This is a genomic window from Lonepinella sp. BR2271, assembly GCF_051851515.1.
Taxonomy (GTDB): domain Bacteria; phylum Pseudomonadota; class Gammaproteobacteria; order Enterobacterales; family Pasteurellaceae; genus Lonepinella.
The window spans coordinates 46773-60226 of sequence record NZ_JBPDVF010000001.1 but is presented as its reverse complement, the minus strand read 5'-3'; the positions used below and the strand labels follow the sequence as shown (position 1 = coordinate 60226).

At 45.2% G+C, this 13454-nt stretch carries 13 protein-coding genes; 6 read left to right on the top strand and 7 right to left on the bottom strand.

Translation table 11 applies throughout. The features are described from left to right. Position 1 precedes the first annotated feature (1 nt). The 3 genes from lnt (at position 2) to purN (ending at position 3362) form a co-directional block, all read left to right on the top strand. Positions 2-1537: an apolipoprotein N-acyltransferase gene (gene lnt / locus ACTG7X_RS00325; RefSeq protein WP_439256581.1), complete on the top strand. Its 1536-nt coding sequence runs from the start codon at positions 2-4 to the stop codon at positions 1535-1537. A gap of 92 nt (positions 1538-1629) precedes the next feature. Beyond that, a complete protein-coding gene (gene purM / locus ACTG7X_RS00320; protein WP_439256580.1) occupies positions 1630-2667 on the top strand; it encodes a phosphoribosylformylglycinamidine cyclo-ligase in 1038 nt (345 codons plus the stop codon). A gap of 56 nt (positions 2668-2723) precedes the next feature. Continuing rightward, on the top strand, positions 2724-3362 hold the full coding sequence (purN, locus tag ACTG7X_RS00315) for a phosphoribosylglycinamide formyltransferase (protein ID WP_439256579.1): 639 nt from the start codon (positions 2724-2726) through the stop codon (positions 3360-3362). A gap of 44 nt (positions 3363-3406) precedes the next feature. Here the strand turns inward: purN and ACTG7X_RS00310 are convergent, their stop codons facing one another. From ACTG7X_RS00310 to ACTG7X_RS00280, 7 genes are all read right to left on the bottom strand, one after another. Then, entirely contained in the window at positions 3407-3679 is a 273-nt protein-coding gene (locus ACTG7X_RS00310) for a type II toxin-antitoxin system RelB/DinJ family antitoxin (RefSeq protein ID WP_439256578.1), read from the bottom strand. 94 nt (positions 3680-3773) lie between these two features. Further along, positions 3774-4127, bottom strand: a complete 354-nt coding sequence (locus ACTG7X_RS00305) for a ComEA family DNA-binding protein (RefSeq protein WP_439256577.1) — start codon at positions 4125-4127, stop codon at positions 3774-3776. A gap of 167 nt (positions 4128-4294) precedes the next feature. Then, on the bottom strand, positions 4295-5482 hold the full coding sequence (locus tag ACTG7X_RS00300; RefSeq protein ID WP_439256576.1) for a glycosyltransferase: 1188 nt from the start codon (positions 5480-5482) through the stop codon (positions 4295-4297). After that, complete coding sequence (locus ACTG7X_RS00295; protein WP_439256575.1) at positions 5482-6690, bottom strand: glycosyltransferase; 1209 nt, start codon at positions 6688-6690, stop codon at positions 5482-5484. The genes ACTG7X_RS00300 and ACTG7X_RS00295 overlap by 1 nt, the downstream gene beginning before the upstream one ends. A 73-nt stretch (positions 6691-6763) precedes the next feature. Continuing rightward, on the bottom strand, positions 6764-6958 hold the full coding sequence (locus ACTG7X_RS00290; RefSeq protein WP_439256574.1) for a hypothetical protein: 195 nt from the start codon (positions 6956-6958) through the stop codon (positions 6764-6766). Positions 6959-6978: 20 nt separating this feature from the next. Beyond that, positions 6979-8121, bottom strand: coding sequence for a DUF2827 family protein (locus ACTG7X_RS00285; protein ID WP_439256573.1), 1143 nt, complete (start codon positions 8119-8121; stop codon positions 6979-6981). A 91-nt stretch (positions 8122-8212) separates the two neighbouring features. After that, a complete protein-coding gene (locus ACTG7X_RS00280; protein WP_439256875.1) occupies positions 8213-8854 on the bottom strand; it encodes a YadA family autotransporter adhesin in 642 nt (213 codons plus the stop codon). Here ACTG7X_RS00280 and ACTG7X_RS00275 point away from each other — a divergent pair. The 3 genes from ACTG7X_RS00275 (at position 8844) to ACTG7X_RS00265 (ending at position 13069) form a co-directional block, all read left to right on the top strand. Continuing rightward, positions 8844-11624, top strand: coding sequence for a hypothetical protein (locus ACTG7X_RS00275; RefSeq protein WP_439256874.1), 2781 nt, complete (start codon positions 8844-8846; stop codon positions 11622-11624). The two genes, ACTG7X_RS00280 and ACTG7X_RS00275, sit on opposite strands and share 11 nt — an antisense overlap. Positions 11625-11768: 144 nt before the next feature. Further along, positions 11769-12452 (top strand): hypothetical protein, encoded by a 684-nt coding sequence (locus ACTG7X_RS00270; protein ID WP_439256873.1) that lies wholly within the window; start codon positions 11769-11771, stop codon positions 12450-12452. A gap of 446 nt (positions 12453-12898) precedes the next feature. Beyond that, on the top strand, positions 12899-13069 hold the full coding sequence (locus ACTG7X_RS00265; RefSeq protein ID WP_439256872.1) for a hypothetical protein: 171 nt from the start codon (positions 12899-12901) through the stop codon (positions 13067-13069). Positions 13070-13454 lie beyond the last annotated feature (385 nt).

Here is a 13454-nt window from a genome sequence, read left to right as displayed (position 1 = left end):
CATGCGAGGCTTACCCTATCTTATTGCGTTAATCTCAGGTGGCGTGGGCGTCTTTGCCTTTTCTCCCTTTGATTATTGGGGCATTGCCTACCTTTCTGTGTTTGGTTTGCTTTATGTGGCTAAAATTCCCCCAAAAAGCACCGCACTTCGGGCCAGTTTTTTATGGGGCGTGAGTTTTTTTAGCATTGGCACCAGTTGGCTACATGTCAGTATTCACCAATTCGGTGGTTCTCCCCTCTGGTTAAGCTATGGATTGGTATTACTTCTTGCCTGTTATTTAGCGCTTTTCCCTTTATTCTTCAGTTATTTAGTCCAACGCTTTAAAGTATCAAGCCCTGTTATCTTTGGCGCAATTTGGACATTGACCGAATTTTTACGAGGTTGGTTATTTACCGGTTTTCCGTGGCTCCAATTTGGCTATACCCAAATTGACAGCCCTTTTGCGGGCATTGCGCCTATTTTCGGGGTCTCTGGTTTAACGTTCTTTGTGGTTTGGTTAAGTGCGGTGATTTTTAATGCTGTTTTTGCTTTCACTTCCCGCCCTCGAAAATTCAACCTTGCAATCGCAAATATCGCTCTTGCTGTTGTGGTTAGTATCGTTGCGACCTTAGCCAAAAGAGATTACACCAAACCCGTGGAAGAAAAAGCCATTACCATCACGTTAGCGCAAGGCAATATTGCCCAATCGCTAAAATGGGATCCCGACTATTTACAATCCACCTTACAAATTTACGCCAAGTTAATTAGCCAACATCTTGGCAAATCCGATCTGATTATTCTACCCGAAAGCGCCCTACCCGCCTTAGAAGAACGTATCCAGCCATTTTTTGCGGAATTAAATCAAGCCAGTCAAACCACCCATACGGATATTATGATCGGCACCGTTCATCATGATAACAACAGCGGAAAATTATTTAATTCCATTGCCTTAGTTGACGGCCAGTACCGTTCTGATACGGCACAACGTTACAATAAACATCATCTCGTACCATTCGGGGAATATGTCCCCTTAGAAAGTTTATTGCGTCCTCTTGGATCGGTCTTTAATCTCCCCATGTCTGCTTTCCAACGTGGTCACGCTATCCAACCTGATCTCGTCAGCCAAGGTCGTCATTTTATGGGCGCAATTTGCTATGAAATTATTGAAGGCAGCCAATTACAAGCCAATTTAAAATCCGATACCGATTTTATTTTAACCGTTTCCAATGATGCTTGGTTTGGTGACAGCTACGGTCCTTGGCAACATTTCCAAATGGCCAGAATGCGAGCCTTAGAATTAGGCAAGCCGGTCATTCGGGCCACCAACACCGGTGTCACCGCCTTTATTGACGCACAAGGCAATGTCATCCAAAAAGCACCGCAGTTTGTGGAAAGCGCGTTAACCCAAAAAATCGCCCCAACCCAAGGCAAGACGCCTTATGCGGTGTTAGGCAATAAACCGTTGTATCTGTTACTCTTCGTCTTGGTATCATTCCGTGGTATAACGCGGTTAATGAAAAAAAGGTTAGCGACCCCGTCGTCACCTAACGCCTCGTAACCCTTTTTCTTTTAAATACCATTACGCAAACGTTTACGTAAATCTGTGAATTCGGTATAATACGGCAAAATTTCGAACAAAAGGACAATATCGTGAGCAAACCCTCATTAAGTTATAAAGACGCTGGCGTGGATATTAACGCGGGCAATGAATTAGTTGAACGGATTAAACCGCACGTAAAACGCACTACTCGCCCTGAAGTGATTGGCGGTTTAGGTGGTTTCGGTGCGTTATGTGCGTTGCCAAGCAAATATAAAGAACCGATTTTAGTTTCAGGTACAGACGGTGTTGGCACCAAATTACGTTTAGCCATTGATTTGAAAAAACACGATACGATTGGGATTGACTTGGTGGCAATGTGCGTCAATGATTTAGTGGTGCAAGGTGCAGAACCCTTGTTCTTCTTGGATTATTATGCCACCGGAAAATTGGACGTAGAGGTGGCCTCTGATGTGGTGAAAGGCATTGCGGAAGGTTGTGTACAATCAGGTTGTGCTTTGGTCGGCGGTGAAACCGCGGAAATGCCGGGTATGTATCACGCTGGTGATTACGATTTAGCGGGCTTCTGTGTCGGTGTGGTGGAAAAATCTAAAATTATTGACGGTTCGCAAGTACAAGCGGGCGATGCGTTAATTGCATTAGCGTCAAGTGGTCCACATTCCAATGGTTATTCTTTAGTGCGTAAGGTGATTGAAGTCTCCGGCGTCAACCCTGCCACAGAGCAGTTGGCAGGTCGTCCGTTAAGCGAACAAGTGCTTGCACCGACCAAAATTTATGTCAAATCGGTGTTAGCATTGATTGAAAATGTGGATGTGCATGCGATTGCGCATTTAACCGGTGGCGGTTTCTGGGAAAATATTCCACGGGTATTGCCTGAGAACTTGAAAGCGGTTATTCATGAAAAAAGCTGGCAATGGCAGCCTGTGTTTAACTGGTTGCAAGAAAAAGGCAATATTGAAACCTATGAAATGTACCGCACCTTTAACTGCGGTGTGGGCATGGTGATTGCCTTGCCACAAGCAGATGTGGAAAAAGCCTTGGCCGTGTTGCGTGCAGCAGGTGAAGACGCTTGGTTAATCGGTCAAATTGAACCGTTACAAGCAGGCGAACAACAAGTCATTATTCAATAATATTCAGGGCGGATCCCTATGTCCGCCCTTCATTTTTCAATTTACGACCTATCTTTATGAAAAAAATCGTTATTCTTATTTCAGGTTCAGGCACCAATTTACAAGCAATTATCAAGGCTTGCGAAAATAACATAATTAATGGGCAGATTGTGGCGGTAATCAGCAATAAAGCGGATGCTTACGGTTTAAAACGTGCCAAAAATGCCCATATTCCCACCGCACTTTTTGAACGTAAACATTATCAAAGCAATGTCGAAATGGATGTAGCTATCGGGGATTTTATTGCTGGTCTTGGGGCAGATTTGATCGTGTTAGCTGGCTATATGAAAATTCTCACCGCGGAATTTACCCAACGCTTTTCCGGCAAGATTTTAAATATTCATCCGTCATTATTGCCAAAATTCCGTGGCTTAAACACCTATCAACAGGCGTTAGACGCTGGCGAAACGGAACATGGTGCTACGGTGCATTTTGTCAATGAGCAAGTAGATGGCGGTGCGGTGATTTTACAAGCAAAAGTGCCTATTTTTCCTGAAGATAGCGTCGCCGATATTGAAGCACGCGTCAGAGAGCAAGAATTACAAATTTATCCTTTGGTGGTGAAATGGTTTGTTGATGATCGTTTGAAAGAAATTGATGGCAAAGCCTATTTAGATGGTCAATTACTTTCACCACAAGGATATGCCATAGATTAATATTTAAAAGAGTTCGGCGTGCGTGCCAAGTCTGATCAATCGTATTAACTATCTTGTACAATTTCTTCAAAGCTATTGTAGGTTTTTAGATGGTTAGTCTTACGATTTTCAATCAGTTCTTCTATCGCCAATCTGGTCACCGCATTTGGCGTATCTGCATGATGATCAAATGATAACGGCACCGATTTAGTATCTGCAATTTGATTTAAAAATAGCTTAATGGCTTGTGACGGCGTTAATCCGTAGCTTTCGATCACCGAAAATGCGCGTTCTTTTAAGCCAGCGTCCAGACGAATATTAAAGTTAATGCTAGTCATTTTTTTATCCTTTCAGTTTCTGATATAAAGTACCGAAATTGTAAAGCCATTGCCATGACATTGCAATGGCTTTTGATTAATGATTGGCCAATAACTAGAAAATAATCCGATCTTTATTTTTATCTAAAGTGGCTTGACCAATGCCCTGCACCTCCAATAATTGTTCTACGGACGTAAAGGCGCCATGCTTTTCACGATATTGCACAATCGCCTCCGCCTTTTTTGCCCCAATGCCAATTAAGGCTTTTTGGATATCCGCGGCGCTCGCGCTATTAATATTCAGCTTATCACCGACAGATGCCGTCGCTTGAGCCACGGTAACAGTTTCCGTTTGCGTGGCAACTTGTGGCGTCGCCGTGGTCGCTGGCGTGTCTGCCAATACCGCGCTACTGCTTAATAATGTACCGGCAAATAACATAGTGCTGACGAGTGTTTTTATGGATTTCATAATGTTTCCTTGTTGAAAAATGAATAATAATGTGATGTTGAACCTGTTCTAACCAAGTTCAACAAGACATAATTTCAAGGAAAACGGTAAAATACACAATAAATTTACCGCAGTTTTGGAATGCAGATCACAAAAATCGCAAAAAAGAGGGGCAAAACCGTAGGGAATTAAGCCAATCCATCAATCAATTCGTACAACTGTTTCCCAATCCGCTCAAAACTAAAACGTTCCACCGCTTCGGGGAATTTGTCAATATAGGTTTGGCGTTGAGTTTCATCATTTAAAAGTTGATAAACCTTGTCTACAAACGCTTGTTTATCGCCCATCGGGATTAAACCGCCGTAGTTGCCGTTGTCTAAAATTTCACTTGGACCTGTCGGGCAATCGTAGGCAACAATAGGTGTGCCGCAAGTCATACTTTCAATCAATACCGTTGGTAAACCTTCAAAATTCGCTGTATGGATAAATAATTTTGCATTTTTCATCAAAGGGAAAGGATTAGCTCTTTCGCCGAGCAATAAACAGTCATTTTCTAAATTTAGCGATTTGATTTTCTCTTCTAACAAAGGCTTAGAACCGCCATCACCGACAATATAGAGTTTTTCTTTTATCCCTTTTTGTTTCAGTTGATAGAATATTTCAATCATTCCTAAATGATTTTTCTGGCGCTCATCTAAACGTGCTACTTGGAGAATATAGTCATCATTTAAATAACCCTGATCCTGTGGCTCAATGAGTAGGGATTTTTCTTTAATTAGGGCAATATCTAAAGGATTATAAAGTAATTCAACGGATTTATTTGGTATAGATAAATGGGCTAACGTGTTTTTTATATCCCCTGCCATATCTTCACATATAGCAATAAAATGGCTATATTTATTCATCACAATCTTGGCATACTGCGGATCTTCTCGCCAAGATGCCGCAGTCGTACTACTATGTATCCACTGCACTACCGCAATCCTAGAATTCAAATCATATTTGGCTAAGAAATCATAAAATGACGTGTCATTCCGATGAAAATCAATAATGGCATCATACGAATGTTGATTGATATGGTTAAGCAATCTTTGATTAACTTCTTGTTTTAAGGCAATATTCCAGGAATTCCAATATGATCGGTTCTCTTGCGCAATGGCGGATAAAATAAAAAACTCAGATTGAAAGCGATCTAGCATAAAGAAAACATTCACGTTAGCTGGGATTTTATCTCTATTGGCATTAACGCGATTTTCTAAAAACACCATATCTACTTGATAGGCAGGATTTTTAGCTAAAATCTGTAAATAATTTAATAAAACCGCTTCTGCACCACCGACTACTAAGGCTGGGTGGATTATTAAGATTTTTTTCATCATCTTTTCTCGGATAAATCATCAATTAACTGATATAACTGCGAACCAATCCGCTCAAAACTAAAACGTTCTACCGCTTCGGGGAATTTGTCAATATAGGCTTGGCGTTGATTTTCATCATTTAAGAGTTGATACACCTTGTTTACAAACGCTTGTTCATCACCCATAGGGATTAAACCGCCGTAGTTGCCGTTATCCAGAATTTCACGGACACCCGTAGGGCAATCAAAAGCAACAATAGGCGTACCGCAAATCATACTTTCAATAAATACAGTGGGTAACCCTTCATTTAACGAAGTATGAATAAATAGCTTGGCATTTTGCATATAAGGGAATGGATTATCTTTAAGTCCTAACAAGAAACAGTCATTTTCCAAGCCAAGTGCGGTGATTTTTTCGCTTAATTGTGAACGCGTATAGCCCTCACCAATAATGTACAATTTTTGATTAACGCCTTTTTGTTTGAGCGTAGCATAAATATCCAGCATTTGTATTTGGTTTTTACCGTCATATAAACCGCCGACGGACAGAATATAATCTTGCTGTAATACTGGATCGTTATTGTTTATTGTGAGTTTATGCAAAATCGTTTCTCTATCAATAGGGTTATATAAAGTCACGACTTTTTTGGGCGCTAAATTCAAGCCAATTTGCTCCGCCCTTTGTTCAAAATGGCGTTGCATATCTTCGGCAATCAGAATAAAAGCCTGTTGTTTATCTAATACAATACGATGATAATTTGGATTATTGTGTAAACGTTTAATATCGATATCACTGTGTACAATACGAATAATTTTTGTGTATTGGTTTATATCATAATCGCACAAAAATGCTTCAAGATCGCCATTAAAGTTGATAATCACATCATAAGATGGGCGATCGTTTAAATAATGTAGCAAATTTTGTTTATATTTATGTCTGATCGCATTAGCCCAAGATTGAAAATACTCCTTTGGTCGGTTTATGCTGATGCCACCACCTAAAACCAAAGTGCAAAATACTTCAAATTCATTTTCCGCATCAGTACAAATATAATGTTTATTGATACTTTTAGGCAATAAGTCAAATACATTATCGCGTGGTTGATTATTTAATAGTAAATCCACTTGATAATCTGGATTAGCTACCAATAGTTTTAAATAACTTAATGCGACAGTGCGAATACCGCCAATTTTTAGGTTATCGGTGTAGAATAAAATGCGTTTCATAGTTTTGTTCTGGTGATGATAGTTGATTGATTATACTAAAAAATGTCAATGAATTATAGGAGAAATTTTGTTATTATTTGGCGAGCATATTTTGCTTGGTGTTAATGATCAAAAGTAAGTAAGGACAATGTCGCTCAGGATGTCCCTCGGAATGTCCCTCGGAATGTCCCTCGGAATGTCCCTCGGAATGTCCCTCGGAATGTCCCTCGAGATGTCCCTCGAAATGTCCCTCGAAATGTCCCTCGAAAAAACAAAATGGCTTTCTCATCATAGAAAGCCATTTTTTATTTACTCATCAAACAACCGCTTCAACTCTTTTTCATACAAATAAATATTCATTGGATTGGTCGGTTGTAGGGAATCCAAATATTCATTGGCGCGTTTTACATAGGCTTCGTGATTTTTGTCGTGGTTTTCAATTACGTCTAGCAAGACTTTTGCGCCGTCAAAGGCGTCAAAATCTTCGTAATAATAGCCCACGCCTTTTGGTAACAGTTTTGAGTTGTGAATAAACGGATAGCCGCCGTATAGGGCGTCATTATAGGAATAGTTTAAGCCGTTTTCCCATTGGTGCGACATCACCACGTCTACATAACGGGTTAAGAAATCAGGCATTTGATATCGACCTTCTACCGTCATCACATTATCGCGCACAATATCCGTATGCCCGATAAAGTTAAAGAAGGTCGGGTTGTTGCGTTTTTCATAGCTGTTGCACAAATAAATGTGTTTGATTTTGCTCGGATCGGTGCGATAGGCTTGTTCATAAATCAAGACAGGGGTAAAACAGCTTTTTAAGACGGAAATATTCGGCTCAAAGCTGGCGATTCGTTTACCTTTTTCAACACTATTCGGCTGATAACCAAAAGTGAGATTATGCTTTTCTTTCAAGCGCTTAATCACGATATCGCAAAAGGTGCTGTTCCAAATAGCTGGCACTTCATAGCTTGGACAGCGGTTCATAATGCTTAAATAAGACACGCAAGTGTTCGCGTGTTGTGGGATATACCAGTTTGCGTCAAACACTGTGCCGTTGAAAGTACGACCCGCGGGTTTGTCAAACAGGAAATATTCCATATCCATCACATAATCATTGCCCATTTTGTAGCACACAATCTTGCCACCGTGGGCTTTGATACGTTCGCGGTATGCTTTCTCGATTACTAGCGTGCCTTCAATCAGCACATCAAGATCATCAATCACATCTTCCACATAGGCAAATTTTAAATCTAGCTCATCTAGCATAAAACCTGCGGGCGGTGTGGTACGTTTTTCTGGCCCCCAAGACACTAGCACCACATCTTCAACGATTTGCGAGTGTTTGAATAAGTCATATAAAAAAATCACGTTTTGATTCGCACCATTTGCCCAAATATCGGTGACTTTGGCTTCAAGATTAAAGGTGATGCCGATTTTGTATTTTCTGCTCATAGGGTTTCCTATTGTTATTCGATTGCGCTTATTATACTAAAAGGACGCACCTTTCGGCACGTCCTTTTTGTTATATTTCGCTGTTGTCAGATTACCATTGGTAACCGATACCTGCGCCGACGTTGTAATCACCTTGCGTGGTTGCACCCGCACTCATTTTGATAATCACGTTGTTATTATCAGAGAGACGTGAGTAACCCACGGCGACGGCGCTTTGTCCATTGTAGTTGCCAACACCGACACCCACAAGGTTCGCACCCGGTTTCGTGACTTGCGGAATATTTGCCGTTGCCACCGCACCCGCGATACCGGCACGCAATTTGCGGTCGGTTCTGCGTAGATCGCTAGACACTTTATCCAACTGCGCTTTATTCACGGCGTCTGTTGGGTTCACGCCCGCGGCCACGTTAGTAATACGGCGTTCATTGCCTGCACTACCCACAGAAACGGTATTCGCTTCGCTTGCCACGGATCCTGCACCTAAGGCGACAGAATTTGCGCCCGTTGCCACTGCACCTTGACCAATTGCTGTTGCGCTGTCAGAGGTTGCTGTTGCACCTTGACCGACGGCGGTGGTATTCGCCGCATTCGCGGTGGTACCTTGACCGATTGCGGTGGTGTTTTCAGCGGTTGCTTTCGCATCACCACCGAAGGCACTGGCGTTGGTTGCGTTAGCCACGGCACCTTCACCATATTGGGTTGTGCTTGGATCACCGTCATCTGTGCCTAACACACGATCCGCGATATCTTGCGCTTGTCCCACTGCGGTGCTGGCTGCACTTGCTGAACTTGCCGCACTTGAGGCAGAACTATCCGCAGAACTTGCTGAACTGTCCGCTGCTGATGCAGAGCTGTCCGCTGAGCTTGCAGAAGTTGACGCTGCTGACGCTGAGCTATCGGCACTGCTTGCAGAAGTTGATGCCGCTGATGCAGAGCTGTCCGCTGAGCTTGCAGAAGTAGACGCTGCTGACGCTGAGCTATCCGCTGAACTTGCAGAAGTAGATGCTGCTGATGCAGAGCTATCGGCACTGCTTGCAGAAGTAGAAGCTGCACTTGCAGAGCTGTCGGCAGAGCTTGCTGATGTAGACGCTGCTGATGCAGAGCTGTCCGCTGAGCTTGCTGATGTAGACGCTGCTGATGCAGAACTATCGGCAGAGCTTGCTGATGTAGAAGCTGCGCTTGCAGAACTATCCGCTGAGCTTGCAGAAGTTGATGCTGCGCTTGCAGAGCTATCAGCGCTGCTTGCTGATGTAGAAGCTGCTGATGCAGAACTATCGGCAGAGCTTGCAGAAGTTGATGCTGCTGATGCTGAGCTATCGGCACTGCTTGCAGAAGTTGATGCTGCTGATGCTGAGCTATCGGCACTGCTTGCAGAAGTTGATGCAGCTGACGCTGAACTATCCGCTGAGCTTGCTGATGTAGAAGCTGCTGATGCAGAGCTGTCTGCTGAACTTGCAGAAGTAGACGCTGCTGATGCAGAGCTATCCGCAGAACTTGCTGATGTAGACGCTGCTGATGCAGAACTATCCGCTGAGCTTGCAGAAGTAGACGCTGCTGATGCAGAGCTATCTGCTGAACTTGCAGAAGTTGACGCTGCTGATGCAGAGCTATCCGCTGAGCTTGCAGAAGTTGACGCTGCTGATGCAGAGCTGTCTGCTGAACTTGCAGAAGTAGATGCTGCTGATGCTGAGCTATCCGCTGAACTTGCAGATGTAGAAGCTGCTGACGCTGAGCTATCTGCACTGCTTGCAGAAGTAGATGCTGCTGATGCTGAACTATCGGCAGAGCTTGCTGATGTTGAAGCTGCTGATGCAGAGCTATCCGCTGAACTTGCAGAAGTTGACGCTGCAGATGCAGAGCTATCTGCTGAACTTGCTGATGTTGAAGCTGCTGACGCTGAGCTATCTGCTGAACTTGCTGATGTTGAAGCTGCTGACGCTGAGCTATCTGCTGAACTTGCAGAAGTTGACGCTGCTGATGCTGAGCTGTCTGCTGAGCTTGCTGATGTAGAAGCTGCTGACGCTGAACTATCGGCAGAGCTTGCAGAAGTAGAAGCTGCTGATGCAGAACTATCCGCAGAGCTTGCTGATGTAGACGCTGCTGATGCAGAGCTGTCTGCTGAGCTTGCAGATGTAGAAGCCGCTGATGCAGAGCTATCCGCTGAGCTTGCAGAAGTTGACGCTGCTGATGCAGAGCTATCCGCTGAGCTTGCTGATGTAGAAGCTGCTGATGCAGAGCTATCTGCTGAGCTTGCTGATGTAGAAGCTGCTGATGCAGAGCTATCTGCTGAGCTTGCAGAAGTTGAAGCTGCTGATGCAGAGCTGTCTGCTGAACTTGCAGAAGTAGACGCTGCTGATGCAGAACTATCCGCTGAACTTGCAGAAGTTGATGCTGCGCTTGCAGAACTATCCGCTGAGCTTGCTGATGTAGATGCTGCGCTTGCAGAACTATCTGCTGAGCTTGCAGAAGTAGAAGCAGCGCTTGCAGAGCTATCTGCTGAACTTGCAGAAGTTGACGCTGCTGATGCAGAGCTATCCGCTGAGCTTGCAGAAGTTGATGCTGCTGATGCAGAGCTATCCGCTGAGCTTGCTGATGTTGAAGCTGCTGATGCAGAACTATCCGCTGAGCTTGCAGAAGTTGACGCTGCTGATGCAGAGCTATCTGCTGAACTTGCTGATGTTGAAGCTGCTGATGCAGAACTATCGGCACTGCTTGCTGATGTAGAAGCTGCTGATGCAGAACTATCGGCTGAGCTTGCAGAAGTTGACGCTGCTGATGCAGAGCTGTCTGCTGAGCTTGCAGATGTAGAAGCTGCTGACGCTGAACTATCCGCTGAGCTTGCAGATGTTGAAGCTGCTGATGCAGAACTATCGGCAGAGCTTGCAGAAGTTGATGCTGCTGATGCTGAGCTATCGGCACTGCTTGCAGAAGTTGATGCTGCTGATGCTGAGCTGTCTGCTGAGCTTGCAGATGTAGATGCTGCTGATGCAGAGCTATCTGCTGAGCTTGCTGATGTAGATGCTGCACTTGCTGAGCTATCGGCAGAGCTTGCTGATGTTGAAGCTGCTGATGCTGAGCTGTCTGCTGAGCTTGCTGATGTAGACGCTGCTGATGCAGAGCTGTCTGCTGAGCTTGCAGAAGTAGAAGCTGCTGATGCAGAGCTGTCTGCTGAGCTTGCAGAAGTTGACGCCGCTGACGCTGAGCTGTCTGCTGAGCTTGCAGAAGTTGAAGCTGCTTTCGCAGAGCTATCCGCTAATTTCGCTGAGCTGTCTGCAGCTGTTGCAGAGCTATCTGCCGCTTTCGCAGAACTATCCGCTGCTTTCGCTGAGCTGTCTGCAGCTTTCGCAGAACTATCTGCTGCTGTTGCGCTGGTTGACGCGGCGGTTGCTGAGCTTGCTGCTGCGCTGGCGGCGGTTTCAATTTTGCTTAAATTTTCGTTTACGATTTGCGCGGCGCTTGAGGCGTCTGCAATAGATTGTTTTGCTGCGTCCGACAAACCGTAAGTAATTGTGCCTTGTTCGTCTGTGGTTACTGTTAAATCAGATGTTGCTGCAAACGTAATGCTGTCGTTGCTGTTGGTAGACCAAGTGTCGGCAGTGCTGGTTGTGCCATCTGCGTTTTTGGTTTGGAAGGTGTATGTACGGCTGTTGATCGCGTCTACACCCGCCTGCGCTGTACTTGCAGTCGTGTTCGCCACAGTTGCCGTGCTGAACGCGGTGCTTGCAGTGGTGTTTGCCACAGTTGCGGTGCTGAACGCGGTGCTTGCAGTGGTATTCGCCACAGTCGCCGTGCTAAATGCTGTGCTTGCAGTGGTATTTGCCACAGTTGCGGTGCTTACTGCTGAGCTTGCGGTGGTATTCGCCACTGTTGCTGTGCTTAATGCCGAGCTTGCTGTGGTATTGGCTGCATTCGCGGTGCTTACCGCTGAACTTGCAGAGGTAGAAGCGGCATTTGCAGTAGTGTTTGCTACGGTTGCCGTGCTTAACGCAGAGCTTGCAGAAGTAGAAGCAGCGTTTGCCGTTGTATTAGCAACATTGGCGGTGCTTACCGCTGAACTTGCAGAAGTAGAAGCGGCATTTGCGGTGGTATTCGCAACATTTGCCGTGCTTACTGCTGAACTTGCAGAAGTAGAAGCAGCATTTGCGGTGGTATTAGCCACATTTGCGGTGCTTACTGCTGAACTTGCAGAAGTTGAAGCAGCATTTGCGGTGTTATTTGCCACAGTTGCGGTGCTGAATGCTGTGCTTGCGGTGCTGTTCGCTACGGTTGCGGTGCTTAATGCGGTGCTGGCAACGGTAACACTTTCTTGTGCAACTTGTTGCACGGCATAAAGCTGGCTACCGTTGATTGCGTCAGTAGATGTTGCAGTCACATTACCTGCTGCCACGTTTTGAATACGGCGTTCGCTGCCTACATTACCGACAGACACCGCGCTGCTTGCGCCAGTACCTGCAAAATTATATTGTGTTGATTGACCTAAGGCATTGGTATAGCTTAGGACTGTATTCTCAGCTGAATCATCCACAGCCGCAACCACGCTGCCATTCCCCAACGCGACCGAACCTGCAACACCTGATGTATTCGCACCTGAACCAATGGCAACCGCGTTAGTTCCAGTTGCGGCTGTGCCGTTACCCAGTGCAACAGAGTTTAGACCGCTCGCATTGGCATTCGCACCGACTGCGGTTGCGTTGATAGTTGCATAAGTGCTTGTACCGAGTGCGGTGGCGTTAGTCTGCGCTGCATTGGCGTTTGAACCCACTGCGGTGGCGTTAGTTTGAGACGCTTTGGCGTTCGCACCGATTGCGGTAGCATTCGCCTGAGAGGCATTGGCATTCACACCGTAGGCACTGGCAAATTCAGCCGTCGCTTTGGCGTTACCACCGGTTGCGGTAGCGTTGCCCACAGCGGTAGAGTTCCAGCCTGTTGCAGTGGCGATCCAGCCTGAAGCGTTAGAATTTGTCCCCATTGCAATGGCAGATGTGCCACTGGCGCGTGCGCCAGAACCAATTGCTGTGGTTGCTGTCCCTGAAACGCTGGTGTTATAACCCATTGCAATACCTTTGGTGGCGTCTGAGCTTGCAAGCGTACCGATTACCGTTGATTGGTAAGCACCAGATGATACGTTACTGTCTGAACCGAATATCACGGTTTCATTTGCGGAAGTGCTAATATTTGTACCCACGGCAACAACGTCTTGGTTAGTCACTTTAACATTGCTACCCATTGCCACAGAGGCTGCGTCACCTGTTGCAATAGCTGAAACGTCTGTACCGACCACCACACTGTTTTTAATATTAGATGACGCATTTACACCCATTGCAGTAACATTG